Raw genomic sequence first — 18,132 nt, forward strand, 5'->3', positions numbered from 1 at the left:
TGTCCTAGAAAACAAATTCTTTCGGTTTTAATTTATCAATTAAAGGAGGAATATTTGTTTCAAATAGTATTTTTACATGCCATTTGCCATCATAATCCAAGCGATGTAACTGGCCTTGCATGACTGGTTCTTTACCAAGAATGGCAAATAACCTTCCACCTGGCAGTAGCTGTAGACGATGTGTTTCCTGCAGTTCTTCGAGAGAACCGGTGAATACCATCACATCGTAAGGTGCTTGTTCTAACCAGCCTCTGGAGGCGTCACCAGTAATTAATTCAACATTGGTGCAGTGATGTTCATGTAACTTGCGTCGAGCCTGGGTAGTGAAATCGGAAAAATAATCAATGCTGATTACTTTTTTACTAAGTCGACTTAACAACGCAGTCAAGAAACCTGTACCTGTACCTACTTCCAAAACGACTTCATTTCCTTTAAGGGCTAAGGCTTGTACTAGTTTGCCTTCTTCCAAAGGTGTCATCATTCGCTGTCCGTGGTCTAGCGGAATTTGCATGTCTGAATAGGCAAAATGTTGCAGATCATGGGGCACAAATTCATGGCGTGGAAATTCCTCATACAGGGAGAGAATAGATTCATCCAGAACCTCGCCCGTGCGAAGCTGCTGTTTGACCATATTAATTCGTGCAGTTTGACTAGTCATTAGAAGTTCACCGTTACTTTGAATACCTAGGTTAAAACGTTGTGGGCATTTTAGCAAGAATTGATAAAAGGTGCGATTCCTCTAGCAAAAGATTAAGCAATTTTTTATAGCCATCTTAAAGATTAGAGGGAGGTGCATGATTTCATAGTGGTGTTGTGTAAAATTTGTTATTATTTGCCGCATATTTATTACAGGAGATTGATGTGGTTGAGCGATTTACTGAATTTTTGTTTGCTGAGATTGATACACTCAAAAAAGAAGGGTTGTACAAAGGAGAACGAGTCATAACTAGTCAACAGCAGGCTGCCGTGACAGTAAAAGAAGGGAAAGTTATAAATTTATGTGCAAACAACTATTTGGGATTAGCCAATCATCCTACTTTAATTGCTGAGGGGCAAAAAGCATTGGAAAAGTACGGCTATGGAATGGCTTCCGTGCGGTTTATCTGTGGTACTCAAACACCGCATAAAGAATTGGAAAGAAAAATAAGTCAATTCTTAGGGATGGAGGATACGATTCTTTATTCGTCTTGTTTTGATGCAAACACAGGGTTGTTTGAAACCTTGTTTGGTCCGGAAGATGCTATCATTAGCGATGCATTAAACCATGCTAGCATCATTGATGGTATTCGTCTGTGCAAGGCAGCACGTTTTCGTTATGCCAATAACGACATGAAAGATTTGGAAGAGCAGCTTAAGGCAGCCAAAGGTGCCCGTTTTCGTTTAATTGCAACGGACGGTGTATTTTCTATGGACGGTATAATTGCGAATTTACCTGCTATTTGTGAACTGGCAGAACGTTATGATGCCATGGTCATGGTTGATGATTCCCATGCGGTCGGGTTCATGGGCGAAACAGGACGAGGGACACCTGAGTATTGTGGTGTTGCAGACAAAATTGACATTATTACTGGAACGCTTGGCAAAGCATTAGGCGGAGCTTCTGGGGGTTATACTTCAGCAAATGCAACTATCGTTGACTGGCTTCGACAGCGCTCAAGACCTTATCTTTTTTCAAATACATTAGCGCCGATGATTGCGCAAAGCTCAGTGGCTGTTCTTGATTTATTACAAAGTAGCAATGAGCTGGCACAAAAACTAAAGCGCAATAGCCAATATTTCAGAAGTGGCATGACCAAACTTGGTTTTGGTTTGATTCCAGGTGAACATCCGATTATTCCGGTGATGTTAGGGGATGCTACCCTTGCCGGAAAAATGGCAGCCCGCCTTCTCGAGGAAGGAATCTATGTGGTTGGATTTTCTTACCCAGTGGTCCCCAAAGGTAAAGCGCGCATTCGTACACAAATGTCTGCTGCCCATGAGCTAGAACATTTGGATAAAGCATTGGAAGCGTTTGCAAAAGTAGGTAAAGAGCTTGGTGTTATCGGGTAATTTAAATAATAGACAAATTCAGCGTTCACTTCTGTCTCCACGTACCGCGACTTGTTCGCGGTATCCAAAGCTCAAGCCAGGGTTGTACTGTGTGGTGGAATACCGCAGGTAAACCCTGGTATATCTGGTATATAGAGATAATAGAGGACATGATCAATTTTAATATCGATGCTGTAGGTAGTAATTTAAGGGGGAATACATGAAATCCTTAGTAAAAGCAAAACGTGAACCAGGAATATGGATGGAGGAGGTTCCCATACCGGAATATGGGGTAAATGATGTATTGATTAAAATTCATAAAACAGCAATCTGTGGGACCGATATTCATATTTATTCATGGGATGAGTGGGCGCAAGCTACCATACCGGTACCCATGACTGTAGGCCATGAATTTTACGGTGAAATTGTTGAAATTGGTCGAGAAGTTAAGGGTTTAAAAGTTGGACAGCGGGTGTCAGGTGAAGGTCATATTACTTGTGGAATGTGCCGCAACTGCCGTGCTGGTAAACGTCACCTCTGTCGCAATACCCAGGGTGTCGGTGTTAATCGCCCGGGTTGTTTTGCAGAGTATTTGTCTTTGCCTGCAACGAATGTACTTGTTTTACCTGACAATATTTCAGGTGATCAGGCCTCCATTCTTGATCCGTTCGGTAATGCAACGCACTGTGCTTTAGCGTTTGATATGGTAGGGGAAGATGTATTAATAACAGGTGCAGGCCCTATTGGTATTATGGCAGTTGCTATTGCCCGCCATGTAGGTGCGCGTCATGTAGTCATTACAGACGTGAATGAATATCGACTGGGATTGGCTCAGAAAATGGGGGCTACCCGAGCAGTTAACGTCAAGTATCAATCCATTAAAGACGTTATGAATGAATTAGGGATGCAAGAAGGCTTTGACGTGGGTTTGGAAATGTCTGGAAATCCTATGGCGTTAAATGACATGGTCAAGGCAATGAACCATGGGGGGCATATTGCAATGTTAGGGATCCCTCCGCAGGAGACCCCTATTGACTGGAACCAGGTTATATTTAAAGGGTTGGTGATTAAAGGAATTTACGGCCGGGAAATGTTTGAGACCTGGTATAAAATGATAGCGATGTTACAAAGTGGTTTAAACTTAGAACCTGTTATAACGCATCATTTCCCAATAGCGGATTATCAACATGCGTTTCAAATGATGGCCTCAGGTCAATCAGGAAAAGTAATCCTCGATTGGACTTAATTTGCAAAAAACATGATCTTTGGTAAGCGTTAATAGTAGTCGCAGACTTATCAAAGATACCCTTAAACTTAAGATTATCTTCTTGAGAAATTTAGGGGTTTCGTTAACTTTCTGCGCCTGCTTTTATAGATGGAGCACTCTATGTCGTCGCAATACATTTTTACCATGAATCGAGTTAGCAAAGTCGTTGATAATCAACGCTTTATTTTAAAGGATATTTCGTTAAGTTTTTTCCCCGGCGCTAAAATTGGGGTCTTGGGGTTAAACGGTTCGGGTAAGTCAACACTACTACGCATTATGGCCGGTGTTGATACGCAATATGATGGTGAAGCTCGTCCGCAACCTGGTATTAAAATTGGGTATTTGGAGCAAGAACCACAATTGGATTTAACAAGAACCGTACGTGAAGTGGTAGAAGAAGGTGTTGCTGCCATTAAGGCCAAGCTTGCCGAATTTGATGAAATAAGCATGCGCTTCGCTGAACCGATGAGTGATGAGGAAATGAATACACTCCTTGAAAAGCAAGGCGAGTTGCAAAATGATATTGAAGCCTGTGGTGGCTGGGAACTGGATCGTAAATTGGATGTCGCTGCTGATGCGCTGCGCTTGCCTGACTGGAATGCTGTGATCAGTCAACTTTCTGGAGGGGAGCGCCGCCGGGTAGCGCTATGTCGATTGCTATTATCCAATCCTGATATGCTATTGCTCGACGAACCAACAAACCATCTTGATGCAGAAAGCGTTGCCTGGCTTGAACGTTATCTTGAGGATTTTCCTGGGACTGTGGTTGCCATTACCCACGATCGTTATTTCCTCGACAATGCCGCGGAATGGATTTTAGAGCTCGATCGCGGCGAAGGTATCCCTTATAAAGGGAATTACACCTCGTGGTTAGAACAGAAAGAAGCCCGGTTGGCCATGGAGGATAAACAACAAGCGGCCCACCAGCGTGCGATTAAAGCCGAGTTGGAATGGGTGCGTACCTCGCCAAAGGGGCGACATGCTAAAAACAAAGCGAGACTCGCCCGTTTTGAAGAAATGAATTCAAAAGAATTCCAAAAGCGTAATGAAACCAATGAGCTTTATATCCCACCTGGTGAACGTTTGGGAGATTTAGTCATCGAGGCGAAGCATTTGTGCAAGTCGTTTGGTGATCGTTTATTAATTGATAATTTAAGTTTCCAATTACCCAAAGGGGGGATTCTTGGGATTATTGGGCCTAATGGAGCAGGTAAGTCCACTTTCTTAAAAATGATTACTGGACAAGAAACGCCTGATAGTGGGGAAATCCGTATTGGAGAAACAGTAAATTTAGCGTATGTCGATCAAATGCGGGATGACCTTGAAGATAACAAGACCGTCTGGCAAGAAATTTCCGATGGCTTGGATATTATGCAAGTGGGCGCTTTCCAAATGCCTTCACGTGCTTATGTTGGTCGTTTTAACTTCAAAGGGGCTGATCAACAAAAGAAAATGTCCCAATTGTCAGGCGGTGAACGAAACCGGGTTCACTTAGCCAAACTGTTAAAACGCGGGGCCAATGTTATCCTCCTTGACGAACCAAGCAATGATTTGGATGTAGAAACTTTACGTGCTTTGGAAGAAGCATTATTGAATTTTCCTGGTTGCGCAATTGTTATTTCGCATGATCGCTGGTTCCTTGATCGAATCTGTACTCATTTAATGGCGTTTGAAGGTGATTCACAGGTGGTTTTTATTGAGGGCAACTATACCGACTATGAGGCTGACAGAAAACGACGCTTAGGGGATGCAGCAGATAAACCTTCCCGTATTAAATATCGCCGTTTAGAGGCATAATAAATCATGGTAGGATATTCCTACCATATTCCCAAATTTTAAACTAAAGAGAGAATAATTTACCATGAAGAAGTTGTTGTTATGGGTTGGCTTACTGTGTCTTGGATTATCAGGCTGTATGCCCTATTGCGATGAATCTTGCTATATTACCGATGATGTGGGAATGGTTCATCGTACTATCCATTACACCGAAGATAAACGCGGTCGGGATTATTTTCCGGAAAAAGCGCCTGCTACCGGTAAAAAACAGTTTATCTTTGATCCGAAAGCCTATGCCTGGGCAGCCTATGATCCCGATGGTAATCGAGTGATGACGGGTAGTGCTTCTGGTGGTAAAGACGTTTGTGATGAAAATCAAAAGCAGTCCTGTCGAACCGTTACGGGTACTTTCCATGTGTATCATAAACGAGGCATTGATTGTCGTTCGGGTGAATACCCTGTGGAGACCACAGGCGGGGCCAAAATGCCTTATTGCATGTATTTTTTCCAGGGATACACAATCCATGCAGGCTATGAAGTACCCATGGCAAATACCAGCCACGGCTGTGTACGAGTATTCCCAAGTGCTGCCAAATGGTTAAACGAAGAATTTATCACCGTAGGTACACAGGTAACCGTACTTCCTTATGCTGATGAAGATAAAGTTGGCTAAGTATATAAGTATAAATGTTAACACCTGTCGAATGATTTAACAGTCACAATAAATCCTCTATGTCTACCTACTGCGGCTTGTCCGCAGTATCCATCTAACCTGAATGTAGCTAAAATATGCTTGCTTTGATATCATTTGGAATATTTTTTAATTAAAACGAATAAAAAATGATGATTAAGACGAGAATTTATAAATGATAGATGAAATTGAAGAATGTGAAGAAATAAAAGAAGTTGAAAAAGTAAGTACTTTAGAGATAAAACAAAATTCTTTTAAACAAGACGTTAAAGTACATAATCCCCCTTCATTAAAAACTCTTGCTTATCAGACAGTAAAAAAACATCCGATTTTATTTTTTCAGTTGCATGGCATGGAGCTTCCTCAAGAAATCGAAATCGATAATAAAATAGTGAAAGAATTTATAGCTGAGAAATATAAGCAAGCGGAAAAAAATCACGCGTTGAGAGTGGAAGCACGTACCGAAGAAATAAAAGATAAATACAGGGCATTTATTACAGATAGTTGTTTTATTAAATCAATGGCCTTTATGGGTGGTCTGCTTTTTGGTGGAATTCATTTAGGAATAACTATACCTGTTTTAAATGCAATTGATGCGGATGGAGACACACAAGCTACCAGTTATGCATTGACCATAGTAAGTTTTATTGTAGGCAACTGTGTAGGGATGTGCTTTGCTGGGAAGACAGCGAAGGCTTTAGCAGAATGCTTTACTCCTAAAGTACCTGAGCGAACTGTAGATTTAGAAGAAATAGCGATAGAGTATCAGTCAATACGAAGATAGCTAAGGAATGAACCAGATTATCACTTAGGTAGCAACTAGGATACAATTTTAAGCAGGTAGCCCGGTTGCTTGCAACCGGGATAAATCGACAATCTACATTATAATCTTTTCAGCTTATCAGCATTTAGAAGAATTAAAATAAAGTCTCCCGGCTGCAAGCAGCCGGGCTACGTTTTACTTATTATAAGCCTACTCTTAGCCCTTCCCTGTCTTCTGCAAGATTTGTATTTTGTTCCTGAATGTTTTTGACTTCTTGTTTGAATTTACTCAAGTGAGACTGTAGGGTTTTTTCATGAGTATTCTTTTCCTTGCTTCTTGGTTTAAACCGTTCTCCCTCGTCAATTTTATCAACTAATGCCTCATAGAGATCTGGAGCTGGGTTTTCTTTATATGCTTTGAAAATATCTCTCAAATCCTGTAAATACTCTTGTCGTTCCTGAGCATCAGTTTTATAGTTAAAGCATTGAAAAACAAGGGCAGCAAAGGAACTGACGGCATCTTTAAACCAATAGGTTTTAGCTCGCTCTTCCAGATATTGTCCAAACAGGCCACCCATAGGGGGGGTGGCTTTACCAAAGAATTCCTCCTCAAGAGAAATTCTAGCCCTTGTAAACTCAACTTTATCTTCATCTTTAAATAATGAGTCTATGGATTGAGGTTTATTGGTTTCCACCAAGAGAATCCACATTGATTCATTCTTCTTAATGGCGTCCAGTAGTTCAAATTCTTGTGTACCAAAGTAACTTTTATCGAAATGACTCTCAATCTCTTCCCATAATTCATTCAATTCGCTGGCATCTTTATAGAGTCTTGCCTTATCTTTCTGATAAAATTGATGTAAACCAGTACGTAAGTATTGACGTTTTGCGTTTAAAGCTTCATAAGCGGCAGCTATGTCAATCAAAATTTGCAAGGACTGCTTCTCATCCCTACGAATTGTTTCACATTTTTCTTCGATAGGTTCAAGCTTCTTTTTGGTTTCCTCAATTAGTTTAAGTTTATCACTGATTAGAATATGTCCTTCCATTTCACGGATAGGTTTTATTGCAGCAGCAAGTTCCTTTGCCTTTTTGGATAGAGCAAGGTAGGGCAGTAATTTAGAGTCACCAAGGTAGGGTATTATTTTTGAATCTGAGCTAGTTAATTCGTCTGCTTTTTTGACCAGGTTCTCATAACTATTATGAATAGCATCAAGTTGATTAAGTACTGGAATAGTAGCTTTAATCTCTTGCAGTTCTTCAATCGTGGCCCTGATGGCTGATAATTCTTTCTGGACAGTTTCATTCTGATTTTGACTACCAAGCTTAAGGATATTTTTTGCTTTTTCTGCAAATGAATCAATGCTATTGGCTATTTCTTCTCGAGTTTTCAGACTGGCGGAGGACACTTGTTGACTAGCGACTTCCAGTAGCACTTTACTTTCAGATTCCAAACTCGTTAGTAGGTCGATTTGAAGTTTTGTTTTCGCTTCAGAAAGTTCACTAAGCATTCTGGTGGTTGCTGTTAATTTTGTACGAATGTCAGGGCTTGCACCGGCGTCAAAGTGACTTAAAGAATCCGCTAGCTCTGCTTCTGCATGGTGCATTTCTTGGAGTAACGCTTCTTTTTCTTCATTGTTTTCCACAGGTTGGTTTTGTAGGCCTGTAATCTGTTGTTGAATCCCAGCTATTTTTACCAAAGATTCTATAACAGACTTTCGTGTGGCAATTTTTTCCACGGCCATCTGTGGTTTTGCATTCAACTTCACTTTTTGGGCTTTCAGCTCGTTAAAATGAGAAAGCTCTTTTTCTTTTAATTGCTGCAACTCCACAGGAATGTCTGTGATTTGGGCTGCAATTTCTTCTATTGCGCCTTCTGGACCCCAGGATTTTTCTTTCATGAGCAGAGAATCATCAATTTTTTTCATCGCGTCAGGTGCTGATAACTCCCTGTGACCTTTGGGCGTATTAAATGCGCGGACGATGTCGATGGCTGCAACGTCACTCTCTACTCTGTGCCAAAACTCCAACGCATCTTCGCCATTTAACTTGGTTAATTGCTCAGTGACTTTATTGAGAGTTTTGTTATCTTCATCCAGTATATCATTCAATTTACAGTCAAGTGCCAAAATCTGATGTTCGATTAGAGTATGTTCATGAGCTATAGTGGCTAACTCTTGATGAAATTTAGCTAGTAAAAGTTCTTGCTCATAAGGTTCTTTCTTCTCTTCCCATTTGGCTGTTTCCTGGGCTTTTTCTTTCCTTAAAAGTGCAATTTCTGGAGAGGAGTCGTATTTTTCCCGTAAAGCATATAAATTATCCTTGGCCATATTCTGACTAAGGGGTTGCACTGCCGGTCCGCGAATATCAACTCCTAATTCTTGATCAATATGTTTAAGTTTTGATTCCATGCCTTCGAGAACCTCATTGAGATCCATATCAAAATCACTTGGTCTCATAAGCGTGGTATAGTGAGAAACGTAGTTAGATAAAAGAGTAAAAGTACCTCGAACACCACTGGCAGCTTTAGATTGACTATACAAGTCATCTATCCATTGAATTTGATCCTCATTATTAATTTCTAAATAAGTTTTCAATTGCTGTTGCGGGATCTGTTCAGGGATATAAATGCCTCTGTGTTCTTCCAGGATCTTTTTATATTGAAGTAATGCCTCTTTAGCTTCCAAAAGAAAGTTTTTACGCTCTTGAGCAAGTTCATCAAATTTTTGATCAATTACTTTCAATTGAGAATTGTAGTTGTCAGTAATTTTTTGTAAAGCGGGTTTATATTGATCGTCGATAAATCGAGCCCTTTGAGCAGCTGCTTGCACTTGTTGTCGATCAGCTTCTCTCTTACCCTTAAATAAGAGTTCCACATTACTTCCCAACTTAGCTAACTCTTGCTTTCTAAACTCAGACGATAAGCTTTGCAGTTCTTCTTGCACTTCTTTTATATAATCCTTGATCTCAGCAATTTTTTGTTCCTGCTTTTGTAGTACATCCTTTTTTGCCACTTTTATAGCCATACTGTAGGCTTTTTTGTCGAGTGATTCCCACTCTTTTTCAGGAGGGTTGTTGGCTTCAAAATTGTTATAGGCAAGTGCTGCTTCTTTTTGATACCTATCTAAGTAAGCATTTAATTCTTTAAGTGTGGTTTGGCAAGTGGCAGCATCACTCGGGATTTGCTCTGGATTGTAAAAATGGGGTTGATTACCCAGCGTAGTGGCTCTGGTAATAGCAGGTTGTAGTTGTTCGGTAAAAATAGGAACCACTTTATCAAGAAATTGTTGTTCGGCTTTTATTTTTTGTCTCTCAAAATTTTCTATAACTATACCTGACGCAGATATGGTAGTGTTGTTTATATCCCTAAACGTTTTAGCCAAAGAAATTTTAATATTTTCTATGTAGGAGCTAATTTGGTCTCGAGTATTGAATAATTGTAACCATTCTGCAGTTGCCGTATTAACAGACACTGAGTTTGGGTATATTAACGTGCGTATTGCGGATGGAGTTTTGATAGAATCTGGTAAAGAACGCTCCATACCATTGAGGTTAAATTTCCCCTGATTTTCATTGTTCCACTCTTCCAGCACTGAAGCAAATTCTTGTCGAGCTTTTTTGAGCGCTTCTAAATTCTGCGTCAACCCCGCTATAATTTCTTTTAATGCTTGAGGACTATTAGAATCTTGCAAACGAAGAACCTCTTCGTTTAGACGGCTTCTTATTTGAGAGTCATTTTTCCGAAATTCTTTTTCTTCTTGCTCTATGGATTTTTTTCGATTGTCTCTTAAAGATATAATCTCCGTAATTTCCTCTACTTTTTGGGGGGAGTGCGCTTCATACCTTTCCAAGCGTTGATTTAAAATACTTTGCATATAGGTGAGTTGTTCTGTTGCTGGTTCTCGTACCGCTATACCTACTACGGGAGGAAATTTTTCAGGAACAGTTTTGATAATCTCTTCTTGAAGGACATCAGCTAAAAATTTTTGTAGAGCTTTTCCGACTCTATAGGTTCGCTCATCCACAATTTTAGGAACCCAGGTTGTATCTAAAAAACTAAAAGCTCTGTTAAGCGTTAGAATATTACCTATAGCAGCCCCATAACCGCCTTGAGAGTTGGAAGCAATTACCCAAACTGCTTGCAGAACACCTTTAGAATAGGCATCAAATGTCTGTTTATTTTCTTCATACTTGTCAGGATGTGGCTTAGTAAATCTCTCCATTGGAACGGTGGGGGCCACAGCCAATTCATCAGCACGGGGCTTTTCCCCTTCATTTAATTCAACCGTTACATCGCTGGCATCAATAGATGGAGGCAATAGCCTATAATCGACAAAATAATTTGCGGATAAGGTTTTATTATCCAAAACCTTGCTATCCACAGGAAGATCGCCGCCATTAATTTCACGCAATGCTTCCTTAAGTTCTTTTATCTTTTCAAATACATCACTCATTTTTTACCTCTTATGCCAGCGATCCTGACTCTGATTGATGTCAATAAGTTTGATTATAATTGCTCAATCTTAATGAAATATTAACTGTTTAAAATATAGAACATTTGTAGATAAATTAAAAAATGTGATGGATTTTAAATATTCATAAGGGCATTTTTGCAAAAAGTTGTTATATAATCTGATGCCAGGTCTGCATGCCCTGGTTAACAAGGGTGGAGTTCAATTTAGATGAAAGAAGAAAGTAACGAAATACAAGACGAACCTAGCGATATACAAGCATCAAGTGAAATACTAGCAATAGAATCGGCTATACAAAAAAAACATACACTATATAACCCACCTTCGCTCAAACAGCTAGCTTGCGAGACCATAAAAAGGACCAATCCATTTTTGTTTTTTCAATTGAGGGATCTGGCTTTAACACTTGATATTAAAAATCCCTCTTTTATAAAACCCGTCATTGCTCAAGCGGAAAAAGAGTACCTGGCGAAAGTAAAGCTTCGCACAGAAGAGGTGACGTATAAAACAAATATGCTCGCTAATAATTGTTGTTTCGTAAAAACAATGGGTTTTTTGGGGGTAGCAGTTTTCAGTAGCGTTTATTTCGGTATTGTTACATCTCTATTACAGGCAATTGATGCTGATGCAGAGACCGTGAAACTTGTTTATGTATTGTCACTACTATGTATTATTTTAGGTGGCGTAGCGGGGATAGGCATGGCTGATAAAATGGCCAAACTCATCACGGAATGTCGTACTCCTCAAGTATCTAACAAGGAAATTAAAGAACTAAATGAGATAGTGACTGAGTTTCACGCAACTCCGTATGGTTAACATGGCCAGCCTTTGCTGGCACAAATTTGTTCATAAGCTTTGCGGATTTTTTGCGTCTTTTCATTGGCCATTTTTATCATTTGCTCTGGTAAACCTTGTGCGATTAGCTTGTCCGGATGATTTTTACTAATCAAACGTCGATAGGCTCGTTTTACTTCCTGCTTATTTGCAGTTTGTTCAATTTCCAATAAAGCGTAAGCGTATGCCAAACTGTTAGGGGGTGTTTGGTATTGTTGTCGCTTTTGGCCAGAGGAACTTTGAGACTGGGAGTGGTGTGAAGATTGTGAGGAACGAAAGCCAAAATCTTCATAAAAGCGATATTGTTGCCGAATCGGTGCAAAACCTAAACGTCGAAAAACAACGTCTAATGCGCGCATTTTAGGTTCAGAGAAATTATCAGTTTTCGCGGCGCGGTATTGAATGTCCATGAACAATTTTAATAACTCAGGATTCTCATAACAGACCTGCTCCAAACGTGTAAGCATTTCTGCCAGATCAAAAGTAAACGATTTTCCCTGATTAAAAAAATGTTTTGCCAATGTTTTTTGTTCGCGGCTTAATCGCATTTCATCCATGAGTGTTTTGGCCATTTGTATTTCTTGCTCAGAGACACGGCCATCTGCTTTGGCAATATGCCCCATGATTGAAAACGTGGCTTCAAAAAAGATTTTTTGGACGGCTTCCCGACGCTCTTTATAATAATGCCAATGTGGGCGGTTAAAATGCTCAATAATACCCCGATCGAAAAAATTTCCGATTAAAATGCCAAATAAAGCACCAGCAGGCCCTCCAATCAGGTAGCCAAAAAAAGCACCCAGTATCTTTCCCCACCAGTGGTAATGAGTAAAAAAATCACGTAAATTCATGAAGTTGATTGTCCAATTGCATTGTTATCGATAACCTCTTCCATTCTAAGCTTAATTATATGCCTATAGCGCAAATTATGCTGAATTTAACTTTTTTTTATCAATAAGCGTATATCATTGGCATGATGAGTGATTTGTTATAAATCATGTCGCCTAAAATATCGCATTTTGAAGTTTCTTGGGTATACTTGCCTTTTTTTCCGAGATTACGCAATGCGACTAGCCTATTCATGTTTACTATATTTGTTAACGCCTTACTTGCTACTGCGGCTTTGGTGGAAAGGGCGACAAATTCCAGCTTATCGGACACGAATCGCCGAACGTTTTTCTCTGAACAATAAAAAGAAAGGCGAGTTTGATATATGGGTGCATGCTGTTTCATTAGGAGAAGTCATTGCTGTGACCCCTCTGATAGATGCCTTATTACAAAAACAGTGGCACATTTTAATAACCACAATGACCCCTACGGGTGCTGAAAGAGTGCAACAGCGTTTTGGAGAAAAGGTGGTACATCGTTATGTTCCTTATGATTTACCCGGTGTTGTGCGTCGTTTTTATAGCGTAGTGAAACCCAAAATAGCCGTGTTTGTAGAAACAGAATTATGGCCCAATCTGGGTTATTATGCGCATAAGGCAAAAATTCCTCTTTGCCTCGTCAATGCTCGTCTTTCAGAGCGCTCTTATCAAGGTTATAAAAAAGTGACGTTTCTTTTTAAACCCTTATTGCAGTATTTTGATTATATCCTGACTCAAACAGAAGACGATGCCAAACGTTTTAAAGCACTGGGAGCGCCTGATAAAACTGTGTCAGTGTTCGGTAATATGAAATTTGATTTGCAAACCCAAAACATTAATCATCCATTGTTTGCCAGTTTAAAAGAAAAATGGGGAAAGGAGCGCGTCGTAGTCATTATCGCTAGTACTCACGATAATGAAGAAGAATTGATTCTAAAACGTTTAAAAAAACTTCAGGCAGCCATTCCTGGTGTCGTGCTGCTAATTGCCCCTAGACATCCAGAACGATTCCAAAAAGTGAATCAATTGTGTATTCAAATGGGATTTAATACAGGACTTCGCTCGCGTGAAGAAACCCTATGCCCTGAGAATGAAGTGATCATTCTGGACTCTCTGGGTGAATTATTAGGATGGTATCACGTAAGCGATTACGCGTTTGTAGGTGGAAGCTTTGTACCCGTGGGGGGACATAATATGCTTGAGCCTATCGCAATGCAGGTACCTGTCCTTAGCGGTCCCCATGTGCATAATTTCAAAACAATTTGCCGCGATTTAAAAGAGGCAGAAGCCATTGAACTGGTTAATGATGCCGATGAGCTAATCACACGTATTCTGAATCTATATCAGGATAAAAAGCGTAAAGAGCAGTTAGTAAACAATGCCACGCAGGTGCTTCTGAGTAATAAAGGTGCTGTCGCCAAATATGAAAAATTAATAAACAATATTTTAGAAGAAAAAAAATAATTGCATTAGATTAAGCCTGATTGTCGCAAAAGCGACAATCGGTTTCATTTGAAAATCCCTCTATGCCAAATGAGAGAATTAACTACCTTGGTTTTGGCGTTCTTTAATTTCAGATAAGGTTTTACAGTCGATGCATAGCGTGGCAGTAGGTCGGGCTTCCAGGCGTCTTAAGCCAATTTCAATACCACAGGCTTCGCAATAGCCAAAATCGTCGTCACGCAAACGCTCAAGCGCATCTTCGATTTTTTTAATGAGCTTACGCTCTCTATCACGTGTTCTTAATTCAAGACTAAACTCTTCTTCTTGACTGGCTCGATCGGAAGGATCTGGAAAATTAGCCGCTTCATCCTTCATGTGAGTTACTGTCCTGTCAACCTCTTCCATCAATGACTGGCGCCATGCAAGCAAAATCTTCTCAATGTGAGCGAGTTGCTTCTCATTCATGTACTCTTCGCCATCCGTTTCCTGGTAGGGTGCTATTCCCATGTTGCTAACGGCATCATTTTTCACGTTTTTTATACTCTCATTGGTTGAATCGATTATTTGTTCTGGCATCAATGCCTCCTGCGTTTCATCCTCTCGTCATACTTTGGCATGCGATCGAAAACCGTTAGGTATATCAAAAAATAGGCTACTCATCAACAAATTATTCGCTTGCCACCGCTTATACGGTCATTACCTTGCCAATCTTGCCAACATTGAATCTCGGTATACCCATAATCTTTAAGCATAGACGCTACTGCAGATTTTTGATCAAAACCGTGCTCCACTAATAATAGCCCTCCTGGCTTAAGCCTATCAAGACTATGTTTAATAATATGTTTTAACGCATTTAATCCATCTTGACCACTTACAAGAGCCAATGGAGGTTCAAAACGAACATCGCCTTCCATCAGATGAGGGTCATTAGTTGCTATATAAGGAGGATTAGCTACAATTGCGTCAAATAGTCCCTCCAATGAAATGTTTTCAAACCAGTTGGAATGATAGAAATAAACATTGGACAACGCTAATCTTGCTGCATTTTCTTCTGCTGTTTGCAAAGCCCCCAGACTACAATCGCAGGCTATTATTGTCCATTGTGGTTTTTCCGAGGCACAGGCCAAGGCGATAGCGCCACTACCCGTACCTAAATCAAGAATCTGGGCTTTTGTTTTATCGGCTAATAAAATTAAAGTCAGCTCGACTAAACGTTCAGTTTCAGGCCGAGGGATCAAGGTGTCTTCACAAACTTTTAAAGGTAGAGACCAAAATTCGCGAGTACCTGTTAAATAAGCGATGGGCACACCTTCTAATCGTTTGAGGATCAAACGCTGAAAAGCATGCCATTGTACTTGCGTCAGCGTTATTTCTGGATAGGCATAAAGAAAGCTGCGATCTTTCATTAAAATATGGGCAAGTAAAACTTCTGCATCCAGGCGAGCGCTCTCACTGCATTGCGTTAGCTGCTTGGATGCGCTGTCTAACGCTTTTTTAATCTCCATCATGTTGCCCAAGTTCCGCCAGTAATTCGGCATGGTGTTCGCGTTGCAGGGCATCAATAACCGGTGTCAAATGACCTTCCATAACATCGGTGAGTTGATATAAAGTCAGATTAATACGGTGATCGGTAAGTCGTCCTTGAGGGAAATTATAAGTGCGAATACGTTCGGAACGATCGCCTGTACCTACTAATGACTTACGCGTCTCAGCTTGCTGCTGACGTTGTTTGCTTTGCTCTGCATCTAAAAGTCTGGCTTTCAATAGAGCCATGGCTTTTGCACGGTTTTTATGTTGTGAGCGCTCATCCTGGCATTCCACCACAAGACCAGTAGGTAAGTGGGTAATGCGAATCGCTGAATCGGTCTTATTAACGTGCTGGCCTCCTGCACCGGAGGAACGATACGTATCCACCCGTATTTCATCCGGATTAACTTCAATCGCATCAATTTCTTCCACTTCAGGCAGAATGGCAACAGTACAGGCGGAAGTATGTACACGGCCTTGGGATTCGGTCTCTGGTACCCGTTGCACTCGATGGGCACCGGATTCGAACTTTAACTGGGAGTAAACGGATTGGCCTGTGATACGTGCAATAATTTCTTTATAGCCCCCGTGTTCACCATGGCTGGCGCTAATAATTTCTACTTGCCATCCTTGTGCTTCAGCGTAGCGGTGGTACATCCGGAATAGATCACCGGCAAAAATCGCCGCCTCATCACCGCCAGTACCGGCGCGTACTTCCAGATAAACATTGCAAGTATCATCTGGATCTTTAGGAATCAAATGCCACTGTAATTCTTCTTCCAGTGTTTTAACTTCATCTCGAGATTTGTCGATTTCTTCTTCAGCCATGGCAGCCATGTCTTTATCATCACTGGCCAATAACTCCTCCAGTGAGTTCACATTATCCCGAGCTTTGAGAAATGCATTATAACAGTTGGCAATGGGTTCTAACTGCGCATACTCTTTCGATAAATTTTTAAATTGGTTTTGATCAGCAATGACAGAGGCTTCAGAAAGTAAACGACTCACTTCTTGAAAACGCTCAAGCATTTGCTCAAGTTTTAATTCAAGCGATTTTTTCATAAGGAAACTGGATCAATGGATGGATTAAATAAATAGCGCGCTAAATCAAGCAATTCTTCACGGCCATCCCAGGCAGCCTGGCGTAATCCAACAGTAGGATGATGCGTTAATTTATTGACCAAGCGCTCACAAAACTCATGCAGTACCATAGTTTGATTATAGCCTGCTGCAAGTTTCTCCTGGGCTCGCTGTAATTCTTGCTGGGCGAGACTTTGCATATAACTACGGTAATCACAGATTACATTTTTTGCTCGTAAAGAACGGTGCCAGCGAATAAAATTATCAAGCTCACTCTCAATTAATTGTTCAGCCTGAAGTGCAGCTTCACGTCTCTCGTCCATTCCCTTTTCAATTAATAGTTGCAAATCATCGATATTATAAAGATGGACAGCATCTAATTCAGCCACATCAGCCTCAATATCTCGTGGAACGGCAAGATCAAGAAAGAACATAGGCGCTCTGGCACGCTTATTTAAAGCGTGTTCAACCAAACTTTTATTGATAAAAGGAAGAGGGCAAGCTGTCGCTGAGATAATAACATCCGCTTTAGAAAGGTATTCTGGTATATCGCCAATGGCCAAAGCGTGCCCATCGAACATTGCGGCCAGCTGCTTTGCATTCTCAGTAGTGCGACTGGCAATTAAAAACTCTTTCACACCTTGTTTACTTAAATATTTCGCCACCAGGGTAGAGGTTTCTCCGGAGCCAATAATAAAAACCTTTAATGCCTTGTAGTCGGGGAATAATTTACCAATTAACTGGACTGCTGCATAGGCAATGGAAACCGGGTTGGTGCCGATGCCACTACGATTGCGGATGCGTTTGCTTGCGCTAAAGATGTATTCAAATACGTGGCGTAAATTGGTTTTGACCGTGCCCAACTTGCAAGCTTGCTGATAAGCTTGCTTCATTTGTCCAAGAATCTGTGGTTCACCCAGCATCATTGAATCAAGACCGCTTGCTACTCTCAATGTATGACGAATGCCCTGAGATCCAGGATGAAGGTATAGATAGGGGGAAAGTAGTTCGGGTGCGAGTTGATGTTGCTCTGCAAGCCAGGGTGCTAAGCTTTCAGGCTCTTCTGTATCGCAATAAATTTCTGTGCGATTGCAGGTCGACAAGATGGCTGCTTCATTCACTGCAGGTAAATCCACCAAATTATAGAGCAAAGTCTCTTGCATAGACGAAGGCAGAGCGACTTTTTCACGCACATCTAATGGGGCAGTTTTATGATTTAGTCCGCAGGCAACAAACACCATAGATTTTTTTAAATAGCAGCAGGGATAATCTTGGAATTGTAAACCATTAGCACCAGAATTTATAGACTTATGGCAAATGAAACAGGGGCAAATAAGCGTTATCTAAGACAGAAACAGAATTGTTAATCTTGAGCACTCAGTTTCCTGG

Annotated in this window: 14 protein-coding genes; 7 read left to right on the forward strand and 7 right to left on the reverse strand. The window is 40.7% G+C overall.

The genetic code is table 11. The features are described 5' to 3' along the window. Positions 1-4: 4 nt before the first annotated feature. Positions 5-658, reverse strand: a complete 654-nt coding sequence (locus tag Ljam_RS14380; RefSeq protein WP_058450670.1) for a protein-L-isoaspartate O-methyltransferase family protein — start codon at positions 656-658, stop codon at positions 5-7. A gap of 203 nt (positions 659-861) precedes the next feature. Between Ljam_RS14380 and Ljam_RS14385 the strand changes: the two genes are divergently transcribed. The 5 genes from Ljam_RS14385 (at position 862) to Ljam_RS14405 (ending at position 6,546) form a co-directional block, all read left to right on the forward strand. Beyond that, on the forward strand, positions 862-2,049 hold the full coding sequence (locus tag Ljam_RS14385) for a glycine C-acetyltransferase (protein WP_058450844.1): 1,188 nt from the start codon (positions 862-864) through the stop codon (positions 2,047-2,049). Between the two features lie 199 nt (positions 2,050-2,248). After that, the gene (tdh, locus tag Ljam_RS14390) at positions 2,249-3,274 is read left to right on the forward strand and encodes an L-threonine 3-dehydrogenase (protein ID WP_058450671.1); all 1,026 of its coding nucleotides are present in this window, start codon (positions 2,249-2,251) and stop codon (positions 3,272-3,274) included. A gap of 141 nt (positions 3,275-3,415) precedes the next feature. Beyond that, a complete protein-coding gene (gene ettA, locus Ljam_RS14395) occupies positions 3,416-5,092 on the forward strand; it encodes an energy-dependent translational throttle protein EttA (protein WP_058450672.1) in 1,677 nt (558 codons plus the stop codon). 64 nt (positions 5,093-5,156) lie between these two features. After that, a complete protein-coding gene (locus Ljam_RS14400) occupies positions 5,157-5,744 on the forward strand; it encodes a L,D-transpeptidase (protein WP_058450673.1) in 588 nt (195 codons plus the stop codon). 193 nt (positions 5,745-5,937) lie between these two features. Next, complete coding sequence (locus Ljam_RS14405) at positions 5,938-6,546, forward strand: hypothetical protein (protein WP_058450674.1); 609 nt, start codon at positions 5,938-5,940, stop codon at positions 6,544-6,546. 181 nt (positions 6,547-6,727) lie between these two features. On the opposite strand, the gene Ljam_RS14410 is transcribed toward Ljam_RS14405, so the two are convergent. Beyond that, positions 6,728-10,978, reverse strand: a complete 4,251-nt coding sequence (locus Ljam_RS14410; protein ID WP_058450675.1) for a hypothetical protein — start codon at positions 10,976-10,978, stop codon at positions 6,728-6,730. Between the two features lie 228 nt (positions 10,979-11,206). Between Ljam_RS14410 and Ljam_RS14415 the strand changes: the two genes are divergently transcribed. Further along, positions 11,207-11,812: a hypothetical protein gene (locus Ljam_RS14415; RefSeq protein ID WP_058450676.1), complete on the forward strand. Its 606-nt coding sequence runs from the start codon at positions 11,207-11,209 to the stop codon at positions 11,810-11,812. Here Ljam_RS14415 and djlA read toward each other — a convergent pair. Further along, positions 11,809-12,678, reverse strand: coding sequence for a co-chaperone DjlA (gene djlA / locus Ljam_RS14420; RefSeq protein ID WP_058450677.1), 870 nt, complete (start codon positions 12,676-12,678; stop codon positions 11,809-11,811). The two genes, Ljam_RS14415 and djlA, sit on opposite strands and share 4 nt — an antisense overlap. 213 nt (positions 12,679-12,891) lie before the next feature. Between djlA and waaA the strand changes: the two genes are divergently transcribed. Continuing rightward, entirely contained in the window at positions 12,892-14,157 is a 1,266-nt protein-coding gene (gene waaA, locus Ljam_RS14425; protein ID WP_058450678.1) for a lipid IV(A) 3-deoxy-D-manno-octulosonic acid transferase, read from the forward strand. Positions 14,158-14,235: 78 nt separating this feature from the next. Here waaA and dksA read toward each other — a convergent pair whose 3' ends face one another. From dksA to hemA, 4 genes are all read right to left on the reverse strand, one after another. Beyond that, positions 14,236-14,712 (reverse strand): RNA polymerase-binding protein DksA, encoded by a 477-nt coding sequence (gene dksA, locus Ljam_RS14430; protein ID WP_058450679.1) that lies wholly within the window; start codon positions 14,710-14,712, stop codon positions 14,236-14,238. A gap of 83 nt (positions 14,713-14,795) precedes the next feature. Continuing rightward, complete coding sequence (gene prmC, locus Ljam_RS14435) at positions 14,796-15,644, reverse strand: peptide chain release factor N(5)-glutamine methyltransferase (protein ID WP_058450680.1); 849 nt, start codon at positions 15,642-15,644, stop codon at positions 14,796-14,798. After that, positions 15,631-16,725, reverse strand: coding sequence for a peptide chain release factor 1 (gene prfA, locus Ljam_RS14440; protein ID WP_058450681.1), 1,095 nt, complete (start codon positions 16,723-16,725; stop codon positions 15,631-15,633). The genes prmC and prfA overlap by 14 nt, the downstream gene beginning before the upstream one ends. Beyond that, positions 16,722-17,984 carry a glutamyl-tRNA reductase gene (gene hemA / locus Ljam_RS14445; protein WP_058450682.1) on the reverse strand — a complete coding sequence of 421 codons (1,263 nt, stop codon included), beginning with the start codon at positions 17,982-17,984 and terminating at the stop codon, positions 16,722-16,724. Before hemA ends, prfA begins: the two co-directional genes overlap by 4 nt. Between the last annotated feature and the right edge of the window lie 148 nt (positions 17,985-18,132).

The organism is Legionella jamestowniensis (assembly GCF_001467745.1).
Taxonomy (GTDB): Bacteria; Pseudomonadota; Gammaproteobacteria; order Legionellales; family Legionellaceae; genus Tatlockia; species Tatlockia jamestowniensis.

Bases quoted from the DNA above. Each gene is read 5' to 3' on its own strand.
- Ljam_RS14380 (WP_058450670.1), bottom strand. From the start codon at position 658: ATGACTAGTCAAACTGCACGAATTAATATGGTCAAACAGCAGCTTCGC.
- tdh (WP_058450671.1), top strand. From the start codon at position 2,249: ATGAAATCCTTAGTAAAAGCAAAACGTGAACCAGGAATATGGATGGAG.
- ettA (WP_058450672.1), top strand. From the start codon at position 3,416: ATGTCGTCGCAATACATTTTTACCATGAATCGAGTTAGCAAAGTCGTT.
- Ljam_RS14400 (WP_058450673.1), top strand. From the start codon at position 5,157: ATGAAGAAGTTGTTGTTATGGGTTGGCTTACTGTGTCTTGGATTATCA.
- Ljam_RS14405 (WP_058450674.1), top strand. From the start codon at position 5,938: ATGATAGATGAAATTGAAGAATGTGAAGAAATAAAAGAAGTTGAAAAA.
- Ljam_RS14410 (WP_058450675.1), bottom strand. From the start codon at position 10,978: ATGAGTGATGTATTTGAAAAGATAAAAGAACTTAAGGAAGCATTGCGT.
- Ljam_RS14415 (WP_058450676.1), top strand. From the start codon at position 11,207: ATGAAAGAAGAAAGTAACGAAATACAAGACGAACCTAGCGATATACAA.
- djlA (WP_058450677.1), bottom strand. From the start codon at position 12,678: ATGAATTTACGTGATTTTTTTACTCATTACCACTGGTGGGGAAAGATA.
- waaA (WP_058450678.1), top strand. From the start codon at position 12,892: ATGCGACTAGCCTATTCATGTTTACTATATTTGTTAACGCCTTACTTG.
- dksA (WP_058450679.1), bottom strand. From the start codon at position 14,712: ATGCCAGAACAAATAATCGATTCAACCAATGAGAGTATAAAAAACGTG.
- prmC (WP_058450680.1), bottom strand. From the start codon at position 15,644: ATGATGGAGATTAAAAAAGCGTTAGACAGCGCATCCAAGCAGCTAACG.
- prfA (WP_058450681.1), bottom strand. From the start codon at position 16,725: ATGAAAAAATCGCTTGAATTAAAACTTGAGCAAATGCTTGAGCGTTTT.
- hemA (WP_058450682.1), bottom strand. From the start codon at position 17,984: ATGGTGTTTGTTGCCTGCGGACTAAATCATAAAACTGCCCCATTAGAT.